The sequence below is a fragment of the Amycolatopsis kentuckyensis genome (assembly GCF_041679295.1).
GTDB lineage: Bacteria > Actinomycetota > Actinomycetes > Mycobacteriales > Pseudonocardiaceae > Amycolatopsis > Amycolatopsis kentuckyensis_A.
The window spans coordinates 406,623-432,259 of record NZ_JBGDMD010000007.1 but is presented as its reverse complement, the minus strand read 5'-3'; the positions used below and the strand labels follow the sequence as shown (position 1 = coordinate 432,259).

The window sequence follows — 25,637 nt, the reverse complement described above, 5'->3', positions numbered from 1 at the left end:
TCCCATGGCCGAGCAGTCCACACAGTCCATCGAGGTCGACGCCGAGCCCAGCCGGGTGATGGCCGTGATCGCCGACTTCCCCGCGTACCCGGAATGGGCCAAGGCCGTCCGGCAGACCGAGGTCCTCGACACCGACGGTGACGGGCGCGCCAAGCAGGTCAAGCTCACGCTCGACGCGGGCCCGATCAAGGACGTCTACACCCTCGAGTACGACTGGGACGATGACGGTCTCGGCGTCAGCTGGCACCTGGTCAAGGGCCAGATGCAGAAGGCGCAGAACGGCCGGTACGCGCTGGAGGACCTCGGCGGCCGGACGCGCGTGACGTACACGCTGTCGGTCGAGCTGGCGCTGCCGATGATCGGGCTGCTGCGCCGCAAGGCCGAGAAGATGGTCATGGACACCGCGCTCAAGGAGCTGAAGAAGCGGGCCGAGGGGTAGCCGCGTGCGGATCCTGCTGTTCACCGGCAAGGGGGGTGTCGGGAAGACCACGCTGGCCGCGGCCACCGGCGCCGCGCTCGCCGCCCGCGGCAGGAAGACCCTCGTCGTCTCCACCGACCCGGCGCACTCGCTCGGCGACGCCTTCGGCCACTCCCTCGGCGCCGAACCGTCCGAAGTGGACGCGCTGCTTTCGGCCGTGCAGATCGACTCGCGCACCCTGGTGGACACCACCTGGCACCGCCTGCGCGCCGAGCTGCAGACGGCGCTGTCCGGCGCGGGTCTCGACACCCTGGACGCCGAAGAGCTCACCGTGCTGCCCGGCGTCGACGAGCTGCTCGCGCTCACCGAGGTCCGCCGGCTGGCCGAGGAAGGGCCGTGGGAGACCATCGTCGTCGACTGCGGGCCGACGGCCGAGACGCTGCGGCTGCTCGCCCTCCCGGAAGCCGTCTCGGGCTACCTGACCCGGGTGTTCGGCCGCCGCGTCACGGACTCCGTGCGCCGGCTCGGCGTCCACCTCGACGGCCTGCGCGCGCTGCTCACCGAACCGTCGGTGACCACGGTCCGGCTGGTGCTGACGCCGGAGCGGGTGGTCGTCGCCGAAGCGCGCCGGACGCTCAGCTCGCTGGCCCTGCGCGGCATCGCCGTGGACGGCCTGATCGCCAACCGGCTCATGCCCGCGCCCGGGTTCTGGCGCGGGGGCGCCGCGTCGTGGCTGCGCACCCGCCGGACCCAGCAGGACGCTGTCCTGGCGGAGCTTTCGAAAGCCGGGTTCGACGGCGTGTCGCGCGTCGAGCACCGGGCCGTCGAACCGGTCGGGCTGCCCGCGCTGCTGGAGATCGCCGCCGAGCTCTACCGCGGCGGCGACCCCCTGGCCGGCGACGGCACACCCGTCACGCCGCTGCAGCGCGTGCGGCCGGCGCCGGACGGGTACACGCTGCGCATCGCGATCCCGCTCGTCCGGGACGCCGAGGTCGACCTCGCCCGCGTCGACGACGACCTGGCGATCACCGTGGACGGCTTCCGCAGGCTCATCGCCCTGCCGGAGTCGCTGCGGCCGTGCCGGATCACCGGCGCGGAATCCGACGCCGACGGCCTGGTCGTGCACCTGGCCGGGAACCGGGGACGCGGGTGAGCGAAGAGGACGAGGCGGCCGGACCGCGGCTCGCGGAGGAGATCCGCCTGCTGGTCGAGATGGTCGTGGAGAAGGCCGCGCCGTGGTTGGAGGGCGTCGTCGCCGCCGGGCACGGTGACCCTGACCAGGCGAAACCGGACGGCTCGGCGTGCGGCTGGTGCCCGCTGTGTGCGATCGTCGCGGTGGTGCGGGGTGAGCGTCCCGAATTCGCGGCCCGGCTGCTGGAACAGCTGGCCCAGCTCGTGGCGTTGCTCCGGGCGGTGCTCGCGGACCGCTGGGAGCCGGACGAGGGCGTGCACATGCCCGGGTTCCGGCCCGCGCCGCGGCCCCCGGCGGACGCCTCGGTTTCGGTGCGGGTGCAGCACATCACCGTCCGCAGGCGCGACGAGTGGGAGAGCTGAGTGCGGACGATAGGGGTGGACGTCGGCGGGACGAGCGTCCGGGCCGGCGTGGTGGACGAGCGCGGCTCCCTGCTGGACACGGCGCGCGTCGCGACGCCGAGCGAAGAGGGCGCCCTCGAGGACGCCATCTCGGGTGTCATCGAGGACCTGCGCAACCGGCACGACGTGGCCGGAGTGGGCCTGGCCGTGGCCGGGTTCGTGGCGCGCGACCGCCGGTCGGTGATGTTCGCGCCGCACCTGGCCTGGCGCGGCGCGCCGGTCGCGGACCGGATCGAGAAGCGCGTCGGCCTCCCGGTGCTGCTGGAGCACGACGTCAACGCGGCGATGGTGGGCGAGCACCGCTTCGGCGCGGCCCGCGGCGCCCATGTCGCGGCGCTGGTGGCCCTGGGCACGGGCATCGGCGCGGGCCTGCTGCTGGACGGCAAGCTGTTCCGCGGCGCGTACGGCGTGGCACCGGAGCTGGGCCACCTGACGGTGGTCCGCGGCGGCCGGCCGTGCCCGTGCGGCAAGTACGGCTGCTGGGAGCGCTACTGCAGCGGAACGGCGTTGGCGGCGACGGCGGTGGAGCTGCTGGCGCGGCATCCGGGCCGCTCGACGGTGCTGGCCCCGCAGGTCGCGGGCGACCCGGGTTCGGTGACGGGGCGGCGCGTGGCCGGCGCGGCGCGCGATGGTGACCCGATCGCCCAGCTGGCGATGGCGGAGCTGGCCAAGTGGCTGGGCGAGGGCCTGGCGCTGGTGGCGGACGTGTTCGACCCGGAGATCATCGTGATCGGCGGCGGGGTGTCGGAGTCGGCCCCGCTGTTTTTGGACGAGGCCCGCGAGCACTACGCGGGCGCGATCACGGGGGCCCGGCACCGGCCGTTGGCGCGGATCCGGACCGCCCACTTGGGTGACGACACGGCGATCGTGGGTGCGGCGGCGTTGGCGTTGGAAGCGGCCAAGACCCCGGTCTGACCCTCCGTCAGCGGTCTTTTCCGCAACCCCGACGCCCGATTGTGACTACGGCCGGCGGCACCGCGTCAAGGCGGGAAAGATGCCTTGACCCGGCGTCGCCGGCCGTGTTCTGGCTTCGGATCGGGGTTGCGGGGGGTCTGGGCCCGTTCACGTTGCGGTTGGTCTGTCTGCCGCGGCCTCTCCCGCGAGCTGGTTTTCGGCGGCCCTTGGAAGCGAGCACCGGCTTCCGCGGAGAGGTGATCTTCGGCCGACCTGTGACAGGCTGGACCGGTGAGTGCCCCGTCCGCGAGTGTCTTCGTCAAGTGTTCCTGCGGGCACCTGCACTGGGGCCGCTACGGCGCCGCCGGCCTGCTGCTCGTCGACCCTGCCCGGGGCGTTCTCCTGCAGCGGCGGGCCTGGTGGGTGCACCACGGCCGTACCTGGGCGCTGCCCGGCGGGGCCATCGAAGCCGGCGAGACCGCCGTGACCGCCGCCGCCCGCGAAGCCTTCGAAGAAGCCTCCGTCCCTGCCGAAGCCTTTCGCGCGGTGTCGGCCTCCGTGGTGGACCATGGGGACTGGAGCTACACCACCGTGCTCGCCCTCGCCGACGGTGCCGAGGCGCGGGTCGCCAACACCGAAAGTGCGGAGGTGCGCTGGGTGGACCCCGACGACGTGCCCGGCTACCGGCTGCACCGCGACTTCGCCGCCGCCTGGCCCGGCCTGCGCGACCGCGTCGGGCAGGAGCTCGTCCTCGTCGTCGACGGCGCCAACGTCGTCGGCTCGCGGCCGGACGGCTGGTGGCGCGATCGCCACGGCGCCGCCGAACGCCTGCGCGACCAGCTCGCGAAACTCGCCGAAGCCGGCGTGCCCGACCCCGGCGACCCCGCCGTGTCGTGGTGGCCGCGGATCATCCTGGTCGTCGAGGGCAAGGCCAAGCACGTCACCGGCACCCCGGGCGTCGAGGTCGTCGCCGCGGACACCGACGGTGACTCGAAGATCGTCGAGGTCGTCGCGCAGCAAAAGGGCAAAGTCCTCGTCGCGACGGCCGACCGGGAGCTGAAAGGACGCGTCGAAGCCCTCGGCGCGTCGATCCTCGGCCCCGGCACGCTGCGCAGCCGGCTCGACGAGCTCTAATCCTTCGGGATGCCGTCGCGCATCTCGGCGACCAGCGACGCCATCACGGCCTTGAGGCTGCCCTTGTGCGCCTGCGCGACCGCGCGCTGCCGCCGGTAGCTCGGCCCGCACTTCAGGATCGTCTCGACGTCGCGCAGCTCCGCCACGCAGTCGAGCCGCCGCGCCACCGGCTCCAGCCGGTCCAGCAGGTCGGCGACGTCGTCGGTCACCAGCCGTTCGCGCCCCGCCGCGTCCAGGATGATGATCGCGTCGGTGCCGTAGCGGGCCGCGCGCCACTTGTTCTCCTGAACGTGCCACGGCGGCAGCGCCGGGAGGACCTCGCCGTCGTCGAGGCGCTCGCTGAAGTCGTCGACCAGGCACTGCGTCAGCGCCGCGATCGCGCCGACCTCCTCGAGCGTCGGCAGCCCGTCGCAGACGCGCATCTCGATCGTGCCCAGGTGCGGGGCCGGCCGGATGTCCCAGCGGATCTCCGAGAAGTGGTCGATCACGCCGGTGGTGAACATGTCCTCGACGTAGCTCTCCAGCTCCGCCCACTTCCGGAACTGGAACGGCAGCCCGGCCGTCGGCAGCTGCTGGAACATCAGCGCCCGGTTCGACGCGTACCCGGTGTCCTCCGCGCCCCAGTACGGCGACGACGCCGAGAGCGCCTGAAGGTGCGGCGCGTAGTTCAGCAGCGCGTCGAGGATCGGTAGCACCTTGTCGCGGTGGTCGACCCCGACGTGGACGTGCACGCCGTAGATCAGCATCTGCCGGCCCCACCACTGGGTCCGGTCGATCAGCTTCGCGTACCGCTCCTTGTCGGTGACCTTCTGCTGGTACCAGTTCGAGAACGGGTGCGTCCCGGCCGAGAACATCTCGACGCCGAGCGGGTCGGCGACGCCGTGCAGCACGTCGAGCGACCCGGCCAGGTCGGCCTTGGCCTCGGCGATCGTGTCGCAGACGCCGGTGATGACCTCGATGGTGTTGAGCAGCAGCTCCTGCTTGATCTTCGGGTGCTCGGCCTGCCCGTCGGGGCGGACGGCCTCGAGGATCTGCTCGGCCACCGAGGACAGCTCACCGCTGCGCCGGTCCACCAGGCCGAGCTCCCATTCCGCGCCGACGGTCGATCGCCGCGAAGGGCTGAACTCGATGTTCATGGCCGTCGGATCAGACCTGGGCGCCGTTGCTGGGGTCGGCACCGGGCGGCGGGCCCTGCCGGACGCGCAGCAGCAGCAACGCGATCGACGTCGCGAGCGCGAGGATGCCCAGCGGCGTCGCCACCGTCGGGCCCACCCCGATCGCACCGGGCAGGATCAGCAGGAACAGCCCGGCCAGGAACAGCAGCAGGATGAGGAACGCGCCCATCTTCGGCCGCGGCAGCGGCGGCGGCTCCGGCGGGACGTAGTGCTCGTCGTCGCCGGCCGGGTCGTCGGAGAACATCGTCGTGTCCCACGACGTGCCCCCGGACCGCCAGCCGGGTTCCGGCGGGGTGTCCGCGGCGGGCGGCTCCACGGGCCGGTCGGGCGTCCGGCGCGACTCGCTCTCCACGCCACGGCCGGATTCCGCCTTGTCGGAGTTATCGGCGGTGTCTTCCTCCGGGAGCCCGAACCCGTCGGCGCGCAGGTCGGCGACGATCTCGGCGAACGTCGCGTCGACGTCCTCCGGCCCGTCCTTCCCCCGGCTCATGCGGTCTCCTCGGGCTGTGCCGCGTGCGCCTTCACGAACTCGACGCTACGCGTGAAGATGACTTCGGCGTCGTTGTCCTGCGTCGCGACGTGGTAGCTGTTCTCCAGCACGACCTCGGTGACGTCGGTGCTGGACACCCCCTGCAGCACCAGCTGCGAGTTCACCGGCTCGACGACGTGGTCCACCGACGAGTGCAGCAGCAGCACCGGCTGGGTCACCTTCGCCAGGTCCGCGCGCACGACCGCCCACAGCTTCGCCAGGCTCGCCGCGGCCCGCACCGGCGTGCGCGGGTAGGCCAGCTCCGTCTCGCCCGGCTTCTTGATGTCGTTCGCGATCGCCGGCACCGACGGCACGATCCGGCCCAGCACCGGCAGCAGCCGCGTGTCCCACTTCAGCCGCGTCACCGACGGGTTGACCAGGACGATCCCGGCGATCCGGTCGCCGAACTCCTCGGCCAGGCGCAGGGTCAGCGTGCCGCCCATCGACAGGCCGCCGACGAACACCGTCTTGCACGTCGACAGCAGCGCGAGCAGCGCCTCGCGGACGGCGCCGTACCAGTCCTCCCACGTCGTGCGGTTGAGGTCCGGCCAGCGGGTGCCGTGCCCCGGCAGCAGCGGGCAGCGCACGGTGAACCCGGCCCCGGCCAGGTGGTCACCCCAGGCCCGCATGCTCGCCGGGGTGCCGGTGAACCCGTGGCAGAGCAGGAACCCGGTCTCGGCCGAACCGGTGTGGCCGAACGGTTCCGCGCCGGCGAGCACGCCCATGCGATCGCCTTCCGTGTGAGCGGTGGATTCGTCCATGCTCTCACGGCTCGCGGGCGTTGTGGGGGTCCGGCCGGGCCCGGAATTCCCTGTGAGATCGATCGCCCCCGTGGGGTAACCGGGTGGTCTCCGTTGTGCGCCGGCCACCGGGGTTCGTAGGCTGTCCCGCGCGGGTGAATGGGGCTGAGCTGCGATGGAGGACTGAGGCACCGGTGCTGTACTGGCTCATGAAGTGGGTATTCATCGGACCGCTGCTCAAGACGCTGTGGCCGACCAAGGTCGTCGGCGCGGAGAACATCCCCGAGTCCGGCGGCGCGATCCTGGCGGGCAACCACCTGGCGGTCGCGGACTCGTTCTTCATGCCGCTGCGGGTCAAGCGCAAGGTGACCTTCCCGGCCAAGTCCGAGTACTTCACCGAGCCGGGCTTCAAGGGCCTGCTCAAGAAGTGGTTCTTCACCGGCGTCGGCCAGTTCCCGATCGACCGGTCCGGCGGCAACGCGGCGCAGGCCGCGCTCGACACCGCGACCCGGCTGGTCAAGGACGGCCACCTGCTCGGCATCTACCCGGAGGGCACGCGCTCCCCGGACGGCCGCCTGTACAAGGGCAAGACCGGCGTCGCCCGGATCGCCCTGGAGTCCGGCGGCGTCGTGGTCCCGGTGGCGATGATCGGCACCGACAAGGTCAACCCGATCGGCTCGAAGATGTGGTGGCCGCGCCGCCTCGAGGTCCGCTTCGGCAAGCCCCTCGACTTTTCGCGCTACGAGGGCCTGGCCGGTGACCGGTTCATCGAGCGGTCGATCACCGACGAGATCATGTACGCGCTGATGGAGCTGTCCGGCCAGGAGTACGTGGACATCTACGCGGCGAAGGCCAAGGAGCTGCTGGCCGCCGAAGCCGCCGGGGTGAAGCCTTCGGTGCCGGCCCAGCCCGCGGCGCGGGACGCGGCCCGGGTGCCGGAGTCCAAGGTCGGCTGACCCACTACTGTTCACCAGTGCGTTTTTTCTACGACACCGAGTTCATCGAAGACGGCGTCACGATCGACCTGGTTTCCATCGGTGTCGTTGACGAGCGCGGCCGCGAGTTCTACGCGGTTTCGACGGAGTTCGACCCGTCGAAGGCGGGCCCGTGGGTACGGGACAACGTCCTGGACAAGCTGCCGTCGCCCGCCGACAAGGCGTGGCGCAGCCGCGAGAAGATCCGCACCGACCTGCTGGAGTTCTTCGGCAAGCCGCCGGGCGGCATCGAGCTGTGGGCCTGGTTCGCCGCCTACGACCACGTGGCGCTGGCCCAGCTGTGGGGCCCGATGCCGGCGCTGCCCCGCCAGCTGCCGCGGTTCACCCGCGACCTGCGTCAGCGGTGGGAGGACGCGGGGAAGCCGAAGCTCCCGTCGGCCCCCACCGACCAGCACGACGCGCTCGCGGACGCGAAGCACAACCTCGCGCGCTGGGAAGTCATCGACGAGTACTTCCACCGCCGCTGACCTTCACTCCACCGGGGTGACGACCGTGCGGCGGACGTGACTGAAGATCACCGACGTCCGCACGTCGACGATCTCCTTGCGCTGGGTCAGCCGGTCGAGGACGAACCCGCTCAGGTGGTCGTTGTCGGCGACCGCGATGTGCAGCAGGAAGTCGTCGCTGCCGGACATCACGAACACCGACAGCACCTCCGGCAGCCCCGCCACGAACGCGCGGAACGATTCGATCACCGCGCGGTCGGGCGGGCGCAGCCGCACCGCGACCATCGCCTGCACCGGCCGGCCGATCTTCTTCAGGTCGACCTCGACGTGATGCCCGCGCACGATCCCGCGCCGGGTCAGCTCCCGCACCCGTTCCAGGCACGTCGACTGCGCGATGTGCAGCTTGCGCGCCAGCTCCTTGTTGGTCTGCTTGGCGTCCTCCTGCAGCAGGGTCAGCAGCGCCGAATCCAGTTCGTCCATCCGGCCCGTGTTCTCCTCGCGTCGGTGTCGAATTCGGTGTTCCTGGTAGGTTGCCGAATCTAGCACGCTGTTCGTCGGGGTGCGTCCGTTCGCTGCTTAGTCTCGCCCCATGATCACAGAAACGCGTGGCCTCTCGGTGGCCGCCGTCCTGGCCGCCGCGCTGATCTGGAGCAGCTCGTTCGCGGTCACCAAGGTGGCGCTGACGGAGGTCCCGCCGATGACGCTGGGCGCGCTGCGGTTCGTGCTCGCCGCGCTCGTCCTCGGCGTCGCGGCGCGCCGGTTTCCCCGGCCGTCGCCTCGGCAACGCCGGTCCATGGGCCTCGCGGGCCTGCTCGGGATCACGGCGTACTTCGCGCTGGAGAACGCGGGCGTCGACCTGGCGACGGCGTCCGACGCGACGCTGATCGTCGCCGCGTACCCGATCATCACGCTGGCCCTGTCCGGCCGCACGGCGTTCTCGCCGGTCCGGCTGGTGGGCATGCTGGTGGCGCTCACCGGGGTCTGGCTGGTCGTCCGGGAGCAGACCGGCGGAGGCCACCGGCTGTGGGGCGACGTGCTGCTGATCGCGGGTGGTGTCGCGTGGGCGGTCTACAACATCGTGGTGCGCCGGGATTCGTCGGGCGCTTCGCCGATCGTGGTGACGTACTACCAGACGCTGGCCGGCGCGGGTGGTTTCGTCGTGTTGTCGCTGACGGAGACTTCTCGGTGGAGCGTGCCGTCCGGTGGGACGGTGCTGCGGATCGGTTTTCTCGCCGTGTTCTGTTCGGTGGCGGCGTTTCTGCTGTACAACCACGGGTTGCGCGGGCTGGAGCCGAGCGTCGCGGTCAACTTGCTCAACGTGGTCCCGGTGGCGGGGCTCGGCTGGGCGGTGGTGTTGGCGGGGGAGAGGTTGTCCTGGTGGCAGCTGGCCGGCGGGGCCGTCGTGCTCACCGGAGTGTTCCTCGGCAGCCTGCGCCGACCGCCGAAAACTGTCGGGGTCCCCCGGTAACGTAAAAACCGGGGGACCCCTAGGCCGGGGACCTCTCAGCGGCGCGCCCGGACCGCCGAAGCCAGCTCGTCCAGCAGTGGAGCGGTGTCGTCCCAAGCCAAGCACGCGTCGGTGATCGACTGGCCGTACGTCAGCTTCTCCGGGTGCCCCAGGTCGAGGTCCTGCCGGCCGGCCGCCAGGAAGCTCTCCATCATCAGGCCCGCGATCCCGCGCTCGCCGCCGCCGATCCGCGCCGCCAGCTCGCGCACCACGCCGGCCTGCCGCACGTGGTCCTTGCCGCTGTTCCCGTGCGAAGCATCGATGATCACGCGCTCCGGCAGGCCGGACTTCGCCAGGCGGGCGAGGGTGTCGGTGACCGTCCCGGCGTCGTAGTTGGGGCCGCCCGCGTGGCCGCGCAGGATCACGTGGCAGTCCGGGTTGCCCTTCGTCGTCAGCAGCGCCGCCAGGCCGTCGGTGTTGATGCCCGGGAACACGTGGCTCGCCGCGGCCGCGCGGGTCGCGTCGACCGCCACCTGGACGTCGCCCTCGGTCGAGTTCTTGATGCCCACCGGCATCGACAGCGCGCTGCACAGCTGGCGGTGCACCTGGCTCGCCGCGGTCCGCGCGCCGATCGAGCCCCACGTCACGATGTCGGAGATGAACTGCGGCGTGATCGGGTCGAGGAACTCGCAGCCGACCGGCAGGCCCAGCTCGGAGACGTCGAGCAGCAGCTTGCGCGCCATCCGCAGGCCCTTGTTGACGGCGAACGTGCCGTCGAGGTCCGGGTCGTTGATCAGGCCCTTCCAGCCCAGCGTGGTACGCGGCTTCTCGAAGTACACGCGCATCACGATGTGCAGGTCGTCGCGCAGTTCGTCGGCCTTCGCGGCCAGCCGGCGGGCGTAGTCGAGCGCGGCTTCCGGGTCGTGCACCGAGCACGGGCCGACGACCACGAGCAGCCGGTCGTCCCGGCCGTCGAGGATGTCGACCGTCTCGGCGCGGCCCTGCCGCACGACTTTGGCGACGGCGGGGCCGGCGGGATGGTCTTCGCGCAGCAGCGCGGGCGAAATGAGCGGACTGATCGACGTCGTGCGGGCGGCGTCGAGGTCGCCGATGGCGGCGGGTCCGGCGGAGAGCGTCATCGCGGGGGTGGTCCTTCCTGGTGGACACCGACCCGCGGAAGATTCGCCGAGCCGGTTTCGAGATCCGGCTCGGGGTGGAGGTCAGCGCAGGTTCACGCCGCCGTGCCCACCCGGGGCCGGCTTCGTAAACCAGAAATAGCGCTGCACGGCGCCAAGGTAGCACAGACCGGAGCCGGACCGATTCGGCAGGTGGTCCGGGCTGCACCGATCAAGACGTTTGCCGCTACGCTGGCCCTGGACGAAATGTGACTGTCATCTCCAGAGAACAGACGGAGGCTTCTCATGCGTGTCGGTGTGCTGACCGGCGGCGGCGACTGCCCGGGGCTCAACGCGGTGATCCGCGGCGTGGTGCGTAAGGGCATCGAGGTGCACGGCTGGGACCTCGTGGGCTTCCGCAACGGCTGGAACGGCCCGCTGACCGGGGACAGCCGCCCGCTCGGCCTCAACGACGTCGAGGACATCCTGACCCGCGGCGGCACCATCCTGCGGTCCTCGCGCACCAACCCGTACAAGGTCGAAGGCGGCGTCGAGAAGATCAAGCAGGTCCTGGCCGACCAGGGCGTCGACGCGCTGATCGCGATCGGCGGCGAGGACACCCTCGGCGTCGCGAAGCGCCTCACCGACGACGGCGTCGGCGTCGTGGGAGTGCCCAAGACGATCGACAACGACCTGGGCGCCACCGACTACACCTTCGGCTTCGACACCGCGGTCTCCATCGCGACCGAAGCGATCGACCGGCTGCACACCACCGCCGAGTCGCACCACCGCGCGCTGGTCGTCGAGGTCATGGGCCGGCACGCCGGCTGGATCGCGCTGCACTCGGGCCTCGCCGGCGGCGCGAGCGTGATCCTGGTGCCGGAGCGGCACTTCAACGTCGACCAGGTAGTCTCCTACGTCGAGAGCCGCTTCGAGAAGGAGTTCGCGCCGATCATCGTCGTCGCCGAGGGCGCGCTGCCCGAGGGCGGCGAGGAGAAGCTGCTCACCGGCGAGAAGGACGCCTTCGGGCACGTCCGCCTCGGCGGCATCGGCACCTGGCTGGCCGACGAGATCGCCCACCGCACCGGCAAGGAGTCCCGCGCGGTGGTCCTGGGCCACGTCCAGCGCGGCGGCACCCCGACGGCGTACGACCGGGTCCTGGCGACCCGCTTCGGCCTGCACGCGGTCGACGCGGTGGCCGACGGCGACTTCGGCGTGATGGTGGCCCTGAAGGGCACGGACATCGTCCGCGTGAAGCTGTCCGAGGCGACGGCCGAGCTGAAGACGGTCCCGGCCGAGCGCTACCAGGAAGCCGAAGTCTTCTTCGGCTGAGTCTCGGCGACGAAGGGCCGCTCCGGAGTTCCGGGGCGGCCCTTCGCGCGTTCAGGGGCGCTGCCGCACTTCGTCGACGATGCCCTGGCCGACGACCGCGCCGGTCGTCCCGGAGCCGACGTAGGCGAAGGTGACCGGGTCGAACAGGAACTCGTCCTGGTTGCCGATCCCGTGCTCGGTCGTGCTGCTCCAGGTGATCCCGAGGACCGGCCGGCCCGCGGCGTCCTGCGCGTCGGTGCGGGCGACCAGCCCGGGCACCTTCGCCACCGCCTCGTAGAGCGCGGCCCGCGCCGCCGGCCTCAGGTAGCCACCGGCCAGGTCGACGACCTCGGTGCCGAGGTCGTGCCGGGTGTCGCCTTCGCCGTACGTGCTCTTGTGCAGGTAGGCGAGCATGGCGTCGGCGTCCGTCGGCAGGTCCGGGTGGGCGGCCGGACGCGGCTCGCACCGGCTGGTCACCGTTCGCCCGCGGCCCTCCCGCTGCACGCGCTTCCCGTCGCGGCAGCCCGCGATCACCGATTCGTGGCCGAACAGGACCTCGAAGCCGTCGTGGGTTCCGTCCGCCGACGCCCAGAACTCGTTCTCCCGGCCGTCCGCGAGCCGTGTCCTGGTGTAGAGGAACTGGTCCGGCCGGGGCTCGACGTCCGGCTGGGCGCGCGCCGCCGCGGCGGCGCGGTACAGGAATTCGACCGGGCCGGCGGCTGCCGGTGGGGCCGGCGGGGCGGCCGGCGTGAGGGCGAAGACGGCGGTGGCGGCCGCGGCGAGCCCGGCCGCGGTGACCGAGCCCCACACCCAGCGCCGAGCGGGTCGTCGCGCGGCCGTGGCGGCGAGCAGATCGGCTCGCCGCCGGGCCAGGTCGTCGCGCGCCGGGAGTTCCGCCGGTCCGGCGAAGTCGCGCAGCAGCTGCATCTCATCCACGGTTCGAGACCTCCTCGGCGGGCGCGAGTTCCGCGCGGACCTTCTTGCGGGCCCGGTTCAGGCGCGACCGGACGGTGCCGACGGGGATGTCCAGCGCCGCGGCGACCTCGTCGTAGGCCAGGCCTTCCCAGGCGATCAGCAGCAGGACGTCGCGATCACCCCGGGCGAGCCCGTTCAGCGCGGCGGCGAGCCGGTCGTTCATCGCCTGCGCGCTCACCCGCGCGGCCACCCGGTCCGCGTGCCCCTCCTGGGCGGCGGGCGGCCCGAGCGCGGCGCGCAGCCGGTACTCGCGCGCCTCCTCGCGACGGCGCTTGCCGACCAGGTTGGTGGCGATGCCGTAGAGCCACGGCCGCGCGTCCGGGAAGTCCGGGTCGTACCGGCCGCGGCCGGTGAAGGCGGCCAGGAACGTCTCGCCGAGGACGTCGTCGGCGAGCTGGCCGCCGAGCCGCCGGGCCAGGTACCGGTGGATGTGCGCGGCGTGCCGGTCGAAGACCGCCGCGAACCGCTCGGGGTGCCGCACCGACGCCGCGATGATCTCCGCGCCGGCCGCGCCTGGTGAACTCATGAACCGCCCGCCTGTCGTCCGCCACGTGCTCCCGTTATTGGCGGAGCGGGCGGTCCGGGTTGACGCTAGATCCGGGCGAGGGCGTCCAGGACGCCGACCGCGGCGGCGATGTCGCCGGTCAGCGGGCGGTCGTCGACGCTCTCGTCCAGCACCGAAGACGCCGCTTCGAACGCGTCGCGCACGGGCAGGTCCACCAAGTCGGCCTCGCGCATCCGCAGCGCGCGCACCGCCGCCACCAGCTCGCACGCCAGCACCTGCTGGTAGGCGCCGCAGGCCGCCGTCGCCGCGCGGGCCGCCTGCGTCGAGAAGCTCGCGTGGTCCTCGATCCCGCGCGACACCACCGCCGTGCCGAGCGTCGCCGGGAGCGCCGCCTGGCGCAGTTCGGTCAGCGCGTCGTGCGCCACGTACTCCAGGATCATCACGCCCGAGCTGCCCGCCGGGCCCGCCGCGAGGAACGGCCGCAGCCCGGTGAACTCCGGCTCGACGAGGTCGCCGAGCCGCGCCACCGACAGCTCCGCCACCTGATGCACGGTCGCGCGCGCCTGGTCCAGCGCCGTCGACACGTACGCCGTGTGGAAGTGCGCGTGGTGGTAGGCGTCGCCGTGGACCGTCGAGATCATCGGGTTCTCGGTGCTGGCGTTGATCTCCACCGCGAGGACGTCCCGCAGGTAGTGGATCGCGTCCAGCGCCGGGCCCTGCACCTGCGGGAACGCCCGCAGCCCGAACGGGTCCTGGATCCGCCGGCCCGGCTTCGGCGTCTGGTGCATGCCCAGCAGCCGCCGCATCTCCGCGGCGCACGCGACCTGCCCGGCGTGCGGACGCGCTTCGTGCACCGGCGTCGCGTACGCCTCGGGGTTGCCGTCGAGCGCGACGTACGTCAGCGCCGCGACGGCGTGGCTCGCGCGCGTGAGCGTGTCCAGCCGCATCGCGGCGAGGGTCGCTTCGGCGAGCGTCGCGGCGTTGCTGCTCATGAACGCCAGCGCGTCGCCCGCGTGCACCGGCACCGGCGGGACGTGCCCGCCGACCCAGCCGCGTTCCCCGGTGAGCGCCAGCGCGGCCTCGGCGAGCGGCGCGAGGTCGCCGGTGCCGATCGCGCCGAGCCGGTGCACCAGCGGCAACGCGCCGGTGCGGACGGCGTCGGCCAGCGCGCCGATCAGCTCGGGGCTGATGCCCGAGCGCCCGGTGAGGAGCTGGTTGAGGCGGATCAGCAGCATCGCGCGCACCTGGCCGGGCGGCATCACCTCGCCGCTGCCGCCCGCATGGCTGCGCAGCAGGCGCAGGCCGTGCTCGCGCGAGCTCTCGACGGTGTCGTCCTTGTTGGCGCCGACGCCGGTCGTGCGCCCGTAGACCACCCGCCGCGTGCTCAGGTCCTCGGCGAGCTTCCACGCGTGCTCGGCAGCGCGCAGCGCGGCGATCGAGACGTCGATACCCAGCGGCCCATCGGTGCGCGCCGCGGTCACGACGTCGGCGCACCTGAGGGTCCGGCCGTCCACCCGGATCAAAGGCAGCCTCCTTTCAGCTGCCCCTCACTATGCGGCTAGGACGTGGACGGCTGCCAGGGCGGTCTGGGCCAGTCCCAGTGCGGCACGGGTTCGTGCGGGTCCGGCTCGGCGCCGGGAGCGGAGAAGATGACGGCCAGCCGGCTGCCCCACTCGAGGTAGCCGGCGAACGCGGCGCGGAACTCGGGGTCGGCGGGCAGCCCGGCTTCGTCGGCGGCGTCGAGCAGCAGCGTCACCCACCGGCGGCGCTGCTCTTCGGTGATGCCGCGCCCGAGGTGGCGCCCGACCATGTGGGCGTGGCCGCCGCGGTTCGCGGAGTACCCGGCCGGCCCGCCGAAGACCTCGCCGAGCCACACCGCGACGTGCTTCGGGTGCTCCGGGTCCATGCCGCGGAAAACGGGTTCGAGCAGCGGATCTTCCAGGACGTGGCCGTAGAAGATCGTCAGCAGCTTCACGAGGGCTTCGTGGCCGCCGGCCCAGTCGTAGAGGGTGGGGGTTTCTGGCACGATCACCCGCTCAGGCAACCAGTGGTTTTCCGGGCGGGCAACCACGTACTTTCCGGTGCGTAGGAGCGAGATGAAGCGGTACCACTGCGCGGTGGAGCTGGCGGTCGACCTGATCGGCGGCAAGTGGAAGCCGGTCATCCTGGCGCACCTGAAGGAGGGCGCGCACCGCTACGGCGAACTCCGGCGGCGCATGCCGGGGGTGAGCGAGAAGATGCTGACCCAGCAGCTGCGCGAGCTGGCGGCGGACGGCATCGTGCGCCGCGTGGAGTTCGACGGCCGGGTGCCGCGCGTGGAGTACCACCTGACGGAGGTGGGGGAGGAGCTGCGCCCGGCGCTGCAGGCGCTGTACGAGTGGGGCGAGCGCCGCGCGGCGGACCGCGGGCTCGCCTTCGACCCGGCGCCGCCGACGTGATGTAGTGAACGACTCATTCCTGTCACCAGACGACAGGAATGAGTCATTCACTACGCCCGGTGTCGGTCTCGGCCAGCCGGCGTTCCAGCGCGTCGAGCCGGTCCGACCAGAAGGCGCGGTACGGCGCCAGCCATGCGTCGACCTCGGCCAGGGGCTCCGGCCGCAGTGCGTAGCACCTTCGCTGGGCCGCCACGCGCACCGTCACGAGCCCGGCCTCGCGCAGCACCCGCAGGTGCTTGGACACCGCGGGCTGGCTGAGGGACAGCTCGTCGACCAGCTCGCCGACCGACCGCTCGCCGGCGCGCAGCAGGTCCAGGATCGTGCGGCGGCGGGGCTCGGCCAGCACCTCGAACGTCTGCATCACCCCCGAAATGTGCTCCGCCGGGCATATTCCTGTCAAGGAATGCACGCACCGACCACCGGGCTTCTTGGTCTGAACCATTGACCTAGTGGTCTAGTCCACTTACGGTAGGTGTGGTCTCCACCACGTGGTCCCCGTTGGTTGTCAGTTATTCTCCGAAGGGAGAAGGCATGTCCCGTTTCCGCAGGAAGAGCTTCTCGGCACTGCTGACCGTGGCGGCCGCCGCGGGCCTCGTCGCGGGTGCCGCGACCGCTCCGGTGGCCACCGCCGCCACCGAGGCCTCCGTCGGCAAGGTGGTCGGCTACTTCACCGAGTGGGGTGTCTACGACCGCAACTACCACGTCAAGAACATCGAGACCTCCGGTTCGGCGAGCAAGCTGACCCACATCAACTACGCCTTCGGCAACGTGACGAACGGCGGCTGCGCCATCGGCGACGCCTACGCCGACTACCAGAAGACCTACGACGCCGCGGGCAGCGTCGACGGCGTCGCCGACACCTGGGACCAGCCGCTCGCCGGCAGCTTCAACCAGCTCAAGAAGCTCAAGGCGAAGCACCCCGGGCTGAAGGTGCTCTGGTCGTTCGGCGGCTGGACCTGGTCCGGCGGCTTCGGGCAGGCTGCGCAGAACCCGACGGCGTTCGCGAACTCCTGCTACAACCTCGTCAACGACCCGCGCTGGGCCGGCGTCTTCGACGGCATCGACATCGACTGGGAGTACCCCAACTCCTGCGGCCTTTCCTGTGACACCAGCGGTGCCGCGGCCTACAAGAACCTGATGGCCGCCCTACGCGCGAAGTTCGGGTCGAAGCTCGTCACCTCGGCGATCACCGCCGATGGCACCAGCGGCGGCAAGATCGACGCGGCCGACTACGGCGGCGCGGCGCAGTACGTCGACTGGTACAACGTGATGACTTACGACTACTTCGGCGCCTGGGCGGCGCAGGGGCCGACGGCTCCGCACTCGCCGCTGACGTCGTACTCCGGCATCCCCACCGCCGGCTTCTACTCCGACGCGGCGATCCAGAAGCTGAAGAGCAAGGGCGTCCCGGCGGGCAAGCTGTTGCTGGGCATCGGGTTCTACGGCCGCGGCTGGACCGGCGTCACGCAAAGTGCCCCGGGCGGCACCGCGACCGGCCCGGCGCCGGGCAAGTACGAGCAGGGCATCGAGGACTACAAGGTGCTCAAGACGTCCTGCCCGTCGACCGGCACGGTGGCTGGCACCGCGTACGCGAAGTGCGGCAGCAACTGGTGGAGCTACGACACCCCGTCGACGATCGCGGGCAAGATCTCCTACGCGAAGACGCAGGGCCTCGGCGGCGCGATGTTCTGGGAGCTCTCCGGCGACACGACGAACGGCGAGCTGATCACGGCGGTCGCGAAGTAGGACCCCGGGGGCACCGGCGCGAAAAGTGTCGGTGCCCCCGATTATCGTTCCTCCCCGTGAAGTTCAGCGGATTCGGCGAGTACGCCGTCGACTTCTACGACGGTCTCGTGGAGGACAACTCGAAGCCCTACTGGGACGACCACGTCGAGACCTACAAGTCCGACGTCCGCGCCCCGATGGAGGCGCTGCTCACCGAGCTGGCCCCGGAGTTCTCCGACGGCTTCGGCGACCCCAAGGTGTTCCGCCCCTACCGGGACGTCCGGTTCGCCAAGGACAAGACGCCGTACAAGACCCACTGCGGCGCGGTGATCGAACAGGGCCGCGGCGGCGGCGCGTACTACGTCGAGGTCGGTCCCGAGGGGCTGCGCGTCGGCGGTGGCTGCTTCCACCTGGCGGCCGACCAGATCGCGCGGTTCCGCAAGGCCGTCGACACCGAGCTGCACGGCGAAGCGCTCGAGAAGATCCTCGCCAAGCTCCGGCGCGCGGGCTGGGAGATCCGCGGCGACCGGCTGAAGTCGAAGCCGCGCGGGTTCGACGCCGACCACCCCCGCCTCGACCTGCTGCGCTACCGCTCGGTGTACGCGGTCCGCGTCTGGGAGCCGGACGACGTCCTGCACGAGCGGGGCGCCCTCGAGCGGGTGAAGAAGGCGTGGCGGCAGGTGCGCGAGTTCAACGAGTGGGCCCGCGACCGCGTCGGGCCGAGCGAGTTACCCCGGCGCTAGCCCGGTCGACCCCGACTGGGCACCTCAGGAGATGCCCCCTGGACGGGACCGGTTTCTGAACAGTTTCTCTGAACTTTTCGGGATCGGTACAGACGAACGCGCGAAGAGGGACTACGCTGTGCGAACGTGAGCCGACGCGCGAAGATCGTTTGTACCATGGGCCCCGCCACCGCCACGCCGGAGAAGATGCGGGCCCTCGTCGACGCTGGCATGGACGTGGCCAGGATGAACTTCAGCCACGGCAGCCACGGCGACCACAAGGAGGTCTACGACCTCATCCGGACCGCCGCCGCCGAGAGCGGCCGGGCGGTCGGCATCCTCGCCGACCTGCAGGGCCCGAAGATCCGGCTGGGCACGTTCGCGGGCGGGCCGGTCGAGTGGCACAACGGCGACATCGTCCGGATCACCGTCGAGGACGTCGCCGGTACCCACGACCGCGTCTCGACCACCTACAAGGGCCTGGCGAAGGACGCCAAGCCCGGTGACCGCCTGCTCGTCGACGACGGCAAGGTCGGCCTGGTGGTCAAGGGCGTCGAGGGCCCCGATGTGGTCTGCGAGGTCACCGAAGGCGGCCCGGTCAGCAACAACAAGGGCGTCTCGCTGCCCGGCATGGACGTCTCCGTGCCCGCCCTCTCCGACAAGGACATCGAGGACCTCGAGTTCGCGCTCGAGCTGGGCGTCGACTTCGTCGCCCTCTCGTTCGTCCGCTCGCCGGCCGACATCGACCTCGTCCACCAGGTGATGGACCGGGTCGGCAAGGGCCGGCTGCCGGTCGTCGCCAAGATCGAGAAGCCCGAGGCCGTCTACAACCTCGAGGCCATCGTGCTGGCCTTCGACGCGGTCATGGTCGCCCGTGGCGACCTCGGTGTCGAGCTGCCGCTGGAGCAGGTCCCGCTGGTGCAGAAGCGCGCCATCCAGATCTGCCGCGAAAACGCGAAGCCGGTCATCGTCGCGACGCAGATGCTCGAGTCGATGATCAACAACTCCCGGCCGACCCGCGCCGAGGCCTCCGACGTCGCGAACGCGGTCCTCGACGGCACCGACGCGGTCATGCTGTCCGGCGAGACCAGCGTCGGCCGGTACCCGATCGAGACCGTGCAGACCATGGCCCGGATCGTCGAGGCGGTCGAGACCGACTCGCCGGTCGTCCCGCCGCTGACGCACGTCCCGCGCACCAAGCGCGGCGTGATCTCCTACGCCGCCCGCGACATCGGCGAGCGGCTCAACGCCAAGGCGCTGGTCGCCTTCACGCAGTCCGGCGACACCGTGCGCCGCCTGGCCCGGCTGCACACGCGGCTGCCGCTGCTGGCGTTCACCCCCGAGGACTGCGTGCGCAGCCAGCTGTCGATGACCTGGGGCACCAACACCCACATCGTGCCGCGGGTGGAGTCCACCGACCAGATGATCCAGCAGGTCGACCACGCCATGCTCGAGATGGGCAAGTACCAGAAGGGCGACCTGGTCGTCATCGTCGCCGGCTCCCCGCCGGGCACCGTGGGCTCGACCAACCTGATCCACGTGCACCGCCTCGGTGAAGACGACCACGCATAAGGGACGCTTTGCCCCCGCAGCACATAGGGTCTGGCCATGACTGAAATGGCCAGGACGGCCGCCACCGAACTGGAGATCCCGGGTGGCGGCCAGCCGGTGCTGGACCGCCTGATCGCGCTGCTCGACCTGGAGAAGATCGAGGAGAACATCTTCCGCGGCGTCTCGCCCGCCCACTCGCCGGTGCGGGTGTTCGGCGGGCAGGTCGCCGGCCAGGCGCTGGTCGCGGCCGGGCGGACGGTCCCCGAGGAACGCCGGGTCCACTCGCTGCACGCGTACTTCATCCGCGGCGGCGACCCCAGCGTCCCGATCATCTACGAGGTCGACCGCATCCGGGACGGCCGGTCGTTCACCACCCGCCGGGTCGTCGCGATCCAGCACGGCAAGGCGATCTTCTCGCTCTCGGCGTCGTTCCAGAAGGACGAACCGGGCATCGAGCACGCCGAGACCATGCCGGAAGGCGTGCCCGCGCCCGAAACGCTGCCGACGCTGATGGAACGCGCCGAGGGCTACGCGATCGGCGCGCACAGCCGGCCGCGGCCGATCGACCTGCGCTACGTCAACGAACCGCCGTGGGTCACCCGCGAAACCGGGGAGCTGCCCGCGCGCAACCAGGTGTGGATGCGCGCCGACGGGAAGCTGCCCGACCAGCAGCTGCTGCACGTCTGCGTGCTCACCTACGCCTCGGACATGACGCTGCTGGACTCGGTGCTCGCGCGCCACGGCGTCTACTGGGACACCGACAAGGTGCTCGGCGCGAGCCTCGACCACGCGCTCTGGTTCCACCGGCCCTTCCGCGCCGACGAGTGGTTCCTCTACGACAGCGTCTCGCCGACCGCGTCGGGTGCGCGGGGCCTGGCCACGGGCCGGTTCTTCGCCGAGGACGGCACGCTGATCGCGACGGTCGTCCAAGAAGGACTCCTGCGCGTCCTCTGACGCCTGTCGGGAAATCACCCTTACGGGCGACAAATGCGCGGAATAATCATTCCGCCAATAAGGCATCGACGTCGGGGAAGAGGTCCGGGACCGATCGGGGGACGGCCCCGGGCCTCTCCGCGGATGATCGCGCGGCGTACCGCCCGGTCATCGTCTACGCTGATCACAGGCTCGGCGCAGGGCTGGGGGAGAAGCCCGCCGCGCCCCGGCCGCGTCCTGTCGTCGCGCAGGGTGCGAGCATACAGAAGCATTTTGCAAATTGCAGAAGCGGCGCGGGACCGGGTCGGGTAATCGGTGCCGTGCGATTACTCGACCGTTCATGTTGGATACTGGCAGCGAGCGTTCGGCTACGACGCCGTCGACACCCGGAGGTGCGCCATGGCAAGGGGACAGAGCCCCACGGTTCGCCGCCGGAGGCTCGCGGGCGAGCTGCGCAGGCTGCGCGAAGCCGCGGACCTGACGATCGACGAGGTGGGCGAAAAGCTCGAGTGCTCGGCGTCGAAGATCAGCCGCATCGAGACCGGCCACGTGGGGGTGACCCCGCGCGACGCCCGCGACATGCTGGCCCTCTACGGGATCACCGGCGACGAGCAGGAAGCCCTCGTCCAGCTGGCCCGGGAGGCCCGCAAGCGCGGCTGGTGGCACGCCTACAACGAGGTCTTCACCGGCACGTTCGTCGGGCTCGAGGCCGACGCCAGCTCGCTGCGCGCCTTCCAGGCGCTGCTGGTGCCGGGGCTGCTGCAGACCGAGCGCTACGCCCGGGCGGTGATCCGGGCGCTGCGGCCGGACGCCGAGGACGCCGAGATCCGCCGCCGCGTCGCCGCCCGGATGGCCCGCCAGGAGCTGCTGTCGGACACCCCGCCGCCGGAGTACTGGGCGGTGATGGACGAAGCCGTGCTGCGCCGGGTCGTCGACGGTCCCGAGGTGATGGCCGAGCAGCTCTACCGCATGGTCGCGGTCGCCGAGAAGCCGAACGTGACCATCCAGGTCGTGCCGTTCGGGGCCGGCGCGCACCCGGGCATGGAAGGCCCCTTCCTGATCATGGGGTTCCCCGAGCAGGCCGACCCGGACGTCGTCTACGTCGACGACAGCACGTCCAGCGGCCTCTACCTGGAGGAACCCACAGACGTCCGGCGCTACGGGCTGATGTTCGACCATCTGCGCGCGGCCGCACTGAAGCCGGACGACTCGGTGGACCTGATCGCCGAGGCCGCCGGGCGGTTCGCCGAACAGGCGGCCGTACCGGCTCCGGTGCACCAACTGGAACCGAGGACACAGTAAGGAGTGGGGACGATGGAAGACGGATTCTCCGGGGCGCGGTGGCGCAAGAGCAGCCACAGCGGCGGCGGGAACGACTGCGTCGAGGTCGCGTTCGTCGACGGTGGGGCCGCGCTGCGCGACTCGAAGGACCCCGAAGGTGGTGCGTTCCGCCTGCCCGCGTCGGGTTGGCGGGGGCTGCTGGCCGCGGTGCGGACCGGCGGCCCGGCGCACGACTGAGGCACTCGGGAACAAGGCACTGGGAGAAGACCCCTTACCCCCGCCGAGCTGGGCTCGACCGGGAGTAAGGGGTCTTTTCGCGCCTAGGGCTGCGTGATCACCCGATGCCTGAGGTGCCCCCTCAGGACGAACCTGAGTACTACCAAACCGGTGAACTCAGGGACAGGGGAACACAATGCACAGCGATCTGCTTCTGGACGCGGTCCGAGCCGAAGCCGCCTACCGGGCCGAGGAACTGCGGAAGGCCGGGCGCAGCGCCTGGGCCGCCCGCGCCCGTCGCGCCGCCCGGCACTTCAGGGCCACGAGGACGGATGTCGAGGTACCGGCGCAGCAGCGCCGCGAGGCCGCGCGGGAGACCGCCGGCGTCGAAACCGCCCGGTGAGGGCCGGGTAATGGTGTCAAAGGCGATAAGCGGTCGGAAACTGTCGGTGGGGTGAGCAAGAATGCTCCTCGTGCCCCGACTCGGCTCCGGAATCCCGCTCGTCGCCCGTACCCACGAGATGCGGCGGCTCCGCGCCGCCTTCGCCCGTGCCGAACGGGGCGAAGCCGGCGCGGTGCTGCTCTCGGGGGACGCCGGCGTCGGCAAGACCCGGCTGCTGACCGCGCTCGCCGAGCACGTCGAGGCGTGCGGCGGGCTGGTGCTCACCGGTCGCTGCATCGACGTCCGCGAAGGCGGTCTTCCTTATCTTCCGTTCGCCGAAGCGCTCGCCCCGCTGGGCAGCGCGGCGGACCCGGCGGTGGCCGCCGCCGTGCGGCTCCGGCCCGCGCTCGGGCGGCTCCTGCCGCAGGGCCAGGGCGTGGAGGAACCGCGCCCGGCCGAACACCCGCCGATGACCTCGAACGACCGGGAGACGATGGTGCGTCCCCGGCTCGAGCAGGATCTCGGTCAGCTGCAGTTGTTCGACGCGGTACTGGGGGTGCTGACCGAGATCGCGGAGGCGCGCCCGGTGGTGATCCTGCTGGAGGATCTCCACTGGGCCGACGCCTCGACCCGCAACCTGCTGTCATTCCTGCTCAGCAGGCTGCGGGCGCAGCGGCTGCTGGTCGTGGGCAGCTACCGCGAGGAGGACGTGCACCGGCGCCACCCGCTGCGCGGCCTGCTGTCCGAGCTGGTCCGGCTCGCCACCGTCGAGAGCGTCGACCTGCGCCCGTTCGGGGCCGCCGACGCCCGCAGGTTCGTCGAGGCGCTGGCCGACGAGCCGCTGTCCGCCGACGTCGTGGCCGACATCGTCACCCGCTCCCAGGGCAACCCGTTCTTCGCCGAAGAGCTGCTCGCCACGAAGACCGAGTGCAACGACCTGCCCGCCGGACTGGCCGAGGTGCTGCTGTCCCGGCTCGAGCGGCTCTCGCCGGACACGCGGCGGGTCGCCCGGGTGATCTCGGTGGCCAACGAGCCGGTGATGCACGCGGCGCTCGCCGAGGTCTCCGCGCTGGGGGACCTGGAGCTCGACGAGGCCTTGCGCGAAGCCGTCCAGCACCACGTCCTGGTGGTGCTTTCCGACGGTTCCTACACGTTCCGGCACGCATTGCTGCAGGAAGCGGTGTACGGCGATCTGCTGCCGGGGGAGCGGTCGCGCACGCACGCCGCTTACGCCGCCCGGATCGTGGCGCGGCCGCAGGGCCGCGGGCACGACGCGAAGCTGGCCTACCACTCGATGCAGAGCAGCGACCTGGTCACCGCGCTGCCGGCGCTGCTGCGCGCGATGGACGAGGCCGAGAAGCTCGGCGCGCCCGGGTCGGCGCTGCAGCACGTCGAGCAGGCACTGTCCATCTGGGACGCCGTGCCGGCCGCCGACCGGCCCGAGGGCTTCGACGAGCTGCGGTTGCTGCACGAGGCGTCCTACTTCGCGGGCACGTCCGGCGAGCCCGAGCGGGCGGCCGCGTTCGCGCGCTCGGCCACCCAGGCACTGACCCCGGACACCTCGGCCGACCGCGCCGCGAAGACGTGGCGGCGGCTGGCGGAGGCGCTGCTGGCGCTGGAAGGCACCCTGGACGAGGCGGTCGCGGCGATCGACCGCGCGTGGGACCTGGTGAAGGACACCGAGCCGAGCGGCACTCGCGCATGGGTGCTGGCCAGCCGGGCCGGGTTCCTCCGGATCCTCGAAGAGCCGGAGGCGGCGCTGGACAGCGCGCGCACCGCGGTCACCGACGCGCAGGCGGTCGGGGCGGCGGGTGCCGAGGCGTCGGCGCTGGTCACGCTGGGCACGCTGGCCGACTCACGCGGCGACGCCGCCGAGGCCCGCGAGTGGCTGCGCAAGGCCGAGCGGAAGGCCCGCGACGCCGGGGCGCCGAACACCGAGATCCGCGCGACCTACTTCCTGGCGTTGAGCTACCACGACCAGGCCGAGTTCGCCGAGGCACTGGAGCACTCCACGCGCGGCGTCGCGCGGGCGGAAGAAGCCGGGCTGAGCTGGAGCTCCTTCGGGCTCGAACTGCGGGCGGGGCAGCTGGTCCTGCGTTACGTCATGGGCGAGTGGCCGGACGAGAGCGCCGGCCGGACCGGACGCGGGGTGTCCAGCGCGGTCGCCGCGCGGATCCAGGCCATCTGGGCGCAGTTCGTCGTGGCCCGCGGCCGGTTCGACGACGCGGCGAAGCTGATCACCGGGCTGCGGCAGCACTGGACGGCGGACATGCAGATCCCGCTGTCGGCCGGGGGCGCCGGGATCGAGCTGGCGTACTGGCGCGGCGAGCACGCCGAGGCGGTGCGCCGGGCCGAGGAGGCCATCGGCTGGCTGGAGCGGATCGAACCCGGCCTGCTCGCGGGCATCCGGATGGCCGCGCTCGGCGTGTCCGCCGCGGCCGCGCTGGCCGCCGACGCCCGGGTCCGCGGCGACCAGGCCGCGGCCGGTGCCGCGGTGGCGGCGGGCGAGCGGCTGCTGGCGCACGGCCGGATGTGCTCGGTCGTCGGGCAGCCGCGGTCGGGGACGCTCGGGCCCGAGGGCCGGGCCTGGCTGGCCCGGCTGGAGGCGGCGGCGTCCTGCTTGACCGGCCGGGGCGACGCGGAGAAGTGGGCGGCCGCGGTGGCGGCGTTCGGCTACGGCGCCGTCTACGAGCAGGCGGTTTGCCGCTGGCACGAGGCGGAAGCGCTGCTGGCGGCGGACGGCGACGCGGGCCCGGCGCTCGAAGCGGCGCACGCGGTGGCGGTCCGGCTCGGCGCGATCCCGCTGCGCGACGCGGTCCGCGACCTGGCCCACCGCGCCCGCGTCGAGCTGGCGGGTGCCGAACCCGTGGCGCCGGTGCGCGCGGTGGCGGACCCGCTGACCGACCGCGAGCGCGACGTCCTGGAGCGCGTCGCCCTCGGCCGCACGAACCGGCAAGTCGGCGAAGAGCTGTACATCAGCGAAAAGACGGTCAGCGTCCACCTGTCCCGCGTGATGGCGAAACTCGGCGCGAGCAGGCGCGCGGAGGCGGTGGCGATCGCGTACGACCGTGGGCTCCTCACGGCGCCCACGGCCGAACACGCCTGAGGTGCG

The 25,637-nt window shown here is 71.9% G+C and carries 28 protein-coding genes; 18 read left to right on the top strand and 10 right to left on the bottom strand.

From position 1 onward, the window contains the following. The first annotated feature begins 4 nt into the window (after window positions 1-4). The 5 genes from ACERZO_RS30890 (at window position 5) to ACERZO_RS30870 (ending at window position 4,039) form a co-directional block, all read left to right on the top strand. Window positions 5-439 (top strand): SRPBCC family protein, encoded by a 435-nt coding sequence (locus tag ACERZO_RS30890; RefSeq protein ID WP_372668473.1) that lies wholly within the window; start codon window positions 5-7, stop codon window positions 437-439. Between the two features lie 4 nt (window positions 440-443). Next, a complete protein-coding gene (locus ACERZO_RS30885) occupies window positions 444-1,571 on the top strand; it encodes an ArsA family ATPase (RefSeq protein ID WP_372668471.1) in 1,128 nt (375 codons plus the stop codon). Beyond that, the gene (locus ACERZO_RS30880; RefSeq protein ID WP_372668469.1) at window positions 1,568-1,972 is read left to right on the top strand and encodes a hypothetical protein; all 405 of its coding nucleotides are present in this window, start codon (window positions 1,568-1,570) and stop codon (window positions 1,970-1,972) included. The genes ACERZO_RS30885 and ACERZO_RS30880 overlap by 4 nt, the downstream gene beginning before the upstream one ends. Before the next feature lie 15 nt (window positions 1,973-1,987). Further along, complete coding sequence (locus ACERZO_RS30875) at window positions 1,988-2,926, top strand: ROK family protein (protein ID WP_372668987.1); 939 nt, start codon at window positions 1,988-1,990, stop codon at window positions 2,924-2,926. Window positions 2,927-3,196: 270 nt separating this feature from the next. Further along, entirely contained in the window at window positions 3,197-4,039 is an 843-nt protein-coding gene (locus ACERZO_RS30870; protein ID WP_372668467.1) for an NUDIX domain-containing protein, read from the top strand. On the opposite strand, the gene ACERZO_RS30865 is transcribed toward ACERZO_RS30870, so the two are convergent. From ACERZO_RS30865 to ACERZO_RS30855, 3 genes are read right to left on the bottom strand one after another with little or no spacing between them, the layout of a single operon-like run. Beyond that, window positions 4,036-5,175: a glutamate--cysteine ligase gene (locus ACERZO_RS30865; protein WP_372668465.1), complete on the bottom strand. Its 1,140-nt coding sequence runs from the start codon at window positions 5,173-5,175 to the stop codon at window positions 4,036-4,038. The genes ACERZO_RS30870 and ACERZO_RS30865 overlap by 4 nt on opposite strands. A gap of 10 nt (window positions 5,176-5,185) precedes the next feature. After that, window positions 5,186-5,704, bottom strand: coding sequence for a hypothetical protein (locus ACERZO_RS30860; protein ID WP_372668463.1), 519 nt, complete (start codon window positions 5,702-5,704; stop codon window positions 5,186-5,188). Then, window positions 5,701-6,468, bottom strand: coding sequence for an alpha/beta hydrolase (locus ACERZO_RS30855; RefSeq protein WP_372668462.1), 768 nt, complete (start codon window positions 6,466-6,468; stop codon window positions 5,701-5,703). The genes ACERZO_RS30860 and ACERZO_RS30855 overlap by 4 nt, the downstream gene beginning before the upstream one ends. A gap of 209 nt (window positions 6,469-6,677) precedes the next feature. On the opposite strand from ACERZO_RS30855, the gene ACERZO_RS30850 reads away from it, so the two are divergent. After that, window positions 6,678-7,439 carry a lysophospholipid acyltransferase family protein gene (locus ACERZO_RS30850; protein WP_372668460.1) on the top strand — a complete coding sequence of 254 codons (762 nt, stop codon included), beginning with the start codon at window positions 6,678-6,680 and terminating at the stop codon, window positions 7,437-7,439. Window positions 7,440-7,456: 17 nt separating this feature from the next. After that, a complete protein-coding gene (locus tag ACERZO_RS30845) occupies window positions 7,457-7,945 on the top strand; it encodes a polyadenylate-specific 3'-exoribonuclease AS (protein ID WP_372668458.1) in 489 nt (162 codons plus the stop codon). A 3-nt stretch (window positions 7,946-7,948) separates the two neighbouring features. Here ACERZO_RS30845 and ACERZO_RS30840 read toward each other — a convergent pair whose 3' ends face one another. Next, window positions 7,949-8,404: an Lrp/AsnC family transcriptional regulator gene (locus tag ACERZO_RS30840; RefSeq protein WP_372668456.1), complete on the bottom strand. Its 456-nt coding sequence runs from the start codon at window positions 8,402-8,404 to the stop codon at window positions 7,949-7,951. Window positions 8,405-8,513: 109 nt separating this feature from the next. Here ACERZO_RS30840 and ACERZO_RS30835 point away from each other — a divergent pair, with 109 nt between their 5' ends. Continuing rightward, window positions 8,514-9,392 (top strand): DMT family transporter, encoded by an 879-nt coding sequence (locus ACERZO_RS30835; RefSeq protein ID WP_372668454.1) that lies wholly within the window; start codon window positions 8,514-8,516, stop codon window positions 9,390-9,392. Window positions 9,393-9,427: 35 nt separating this feature from the next. On the opposite strand, the gene ACERZO_RS30830 is transcribed toward ACERZO_RS30835, so the two are convergent. After that, window positions 9,428-10,510: a 3-deoxy-7-phosphoheptulonate synthase gene (locus tag ACERZO_RS30830; RefSeq protein WP_372668452.1), complete on the bottom strand. Its 1,083-nt coding sequence runs from the start codon at window positions 10,508-10,510 to the stop codon at window positions 9,428-9,430. A 282-nt stretch (window positions 10,511-10,792) separates the two neighbouring features. Here ACERZO_RS30830 and ACERZO_RS30825 point away from each other — a divergent pair, with 282 nt between their 5' ends. Further along, complete coding sequence (locus ACERZO_RS30825) at window positions 10,793-11,818, top strand: 6-phosphofructokinase (RefSeq protein WP_372668450.1); 1,026 nt, start codon at window positions 10,793-10,795, stop codon at window positions 11,816-11,818. 51 nt (window positions 11,819-11,869) lie between these two features. Here ACERZO_RS30825 and ACERZO_RS30820 read toward each other — a convergent pair whose 3' ends face one another. The 4 genes from ACERZO_RS30820 to ACERZO_RS30805 all read right to left on the bottom strand — a co-directional run bounded on the left by ACERZO_RS30820 (window position 11,870) and on the right by ACERZO_RS30805 (window position 15,309). Next, complete coding sequence (locus ACERZO_RS30820) at window positions 11,870-12,724, bottom strand: CU044_5270 family protein (protein WP_372668985.1); 855 nt, start codon at window positions 12,722-12,724, stop codon at window positions 11,870-11,872. Between the two features lies 1 nt (window position 12,725). Then, complete coding sequence (locus tag ACERZO_RS30815; RefSeq protein WP_372668448.1) at window positions 12,726-13,298, bottom strand: RNA polymerase sigma factor; 573 nt, start codon at window positions 13,296-13,298, stop codon at window positions 12,726-12,728. Between the two features lie 65 nt (window positions 13,299-13,363). Beyond that, on the bottom strand, window positions 13,364-14,800 hold the full coding sequence (locus tag ACERZO_RS30810; protein ID WP_372668446.1) for an aromatic amino acid ammonia-lyase: 1,437 nt from the start codon (window positions 14,798-14,800) through the stop codon (window positions 13,364-13,366). 35 nt (window positions 14,801-14,835) lie between these two features. After that, window positions 14,836-15,309 (bottom strand): group II truncated hemoglobin, encoded by a 474-nt coding sequence (locus ACERZO_RS30805; RefSeq protein WP_372668444.1) that lies wholly within the window; start codon window positions 15,307-15,309, stop codon window positions 14,836-14,838. 64 nt (window positions 15,310-15,373) lie between these two features. On the opposite strand from ACERZO_RS30805, the gene ACERZO_RS30800 reads away from it, so the two are divergent. Then, window positions 15,374-15,715 (top strand): winged helix-turn-helix transcriptional regulator, encoded by a 342-nt coding sequence (locus ACERZO_RS30800; RefSeq protein ID WP_372668442.1) that lies wholly within the window; start codon window positions 15,374-15,376, stop codon window positions 15,713-15,715. Between the two features lie 43 nt (window positions 15,716-15,758). Here the strand turns inward: ACERZO_RS30800 and ACERZO_RS30795 are convergent, their stop codons facing one another. Continuing rightward, window positions 15,759-16,076 (bottom strand): ArsR/SmtB family transcription factor, encoded by a 318-nt coding sequence (locus tag ACERZO_RS30795; RefSeq protein ID WP_372668983.1) that lies wholly within the window; start codon window positions 16,074-16,076, stop codon window positions 15,759-15,761. Between the two features lie 170 nt (window positions 16,077-16,246). Between ACERZO_RS30795 and ACERZO_RS30790 the strand changes: the two genes are divergently transcribed. The 8 genes from ACERZO_RS30790 (at window position 16,247) to ACERZO_RS30755 (ending at window position 25,631) form a co-directional block, all read left to right on the top strand. After that, window positions 16,247-17,461: a glycoside hydrolase family 18 protein gene (locus tag ACERZO_RS30790; RefSeq protein WP_372668440.1), complete on the top strand. Its 1,215-nt coding sequence runs from the start codon at window positions 16,247-16,249 to the stop codon at window positions 17,459-17,461. A gap of 56 nt (window positions 17,462-17,517) precedes the next feature. After that, entirely contained in the window at window positions 17,518-18,183 is a 666-nt protein-coding gene (locus ACERZO_RS30785) for a DUF2461 domain-containing protein (protein WP_372668438.1), read from the top strand. Between the two features lie 126 nt (window positions 18,184-18,309). Further along, window positions 18,310-19,734, top strand: a complete 1,425-nt coding sequence (gene pyk, locus ACERZO_RS30780; RefSeq protein ID WP_372668436.1) for a pyruvate kinase — start codon at window positions 18,310-18,312, stop codon at window positions 19,732-19,734. A 36-nt stretch (window positions 19,735-19,770) separates the two neighbouring features. Beyond that, window positions 19,771-20,667 carry an acyl-CoA thioesterase II gene (gene tesB, locus ACERZO_RS30775; protein ID WP_372668434.1) on the top strand — a complete coding sequence of 299 codons (897 nt, stop codon included), beginning with the start codon at window positions 19,771-19,773 and terminating at the stop codon, window positions 20,665-20,667. Between the two features lie 378 nt (window positions 20,668-21,045). After that, window positions 21,046-21,948 carry a helix-turn-helix domain-containing protein gene (locus tag ACERZO_RS30770; RefSeq protein ID WP_086678774.1) on the top strand — a complete coding sequence of 301 codons (903 nt, stop codon included), beginning with the start codon at window positions 21,046-21,048 and terminating at the stop codon, window positions 21,946-21,948. A gap of 12 nt (window positions 21,949-21,960) precedes the next feature. Further along, a complete protein-coding gene (locus tag ACERZO_RS30765; protein ID WP_372668432.1) occupies window positions 21,961-22,164 on the top strand; it encodes a DUF397 domain-containing protein in 204 nt (67 codons plus the stop codon). A 175-nt stretch (window positions 22,165-22,339) separates the two neighbouring features. After that, window positions 22,340-22,546 (top strand): hypothetical protein, encoded by a 207-nt coding sequence (locus ACERZO_RS30760; RefSeq protein WP_372668430.1) that lies wholly within the window; start codon window positions 22,340-22,342, stop codon window positions 22,544-22,546. A 61-nt stretch (window positions 22,547-22,607) separates the two neighbouring features. Beyond that, window positions 22,608-25,631, top strand: a complete 3,024-nt coding sequence (locus ACERZO_RS30755) for a helix-turn-helix transcriptional regulator (protein ID WP_372668428.1) — start codon at window positions 22,608-22,610, stop codon at window positions 25,629-25,631. Window positions 25,632-25,637 lie beyond the last annotated feature (6 nt).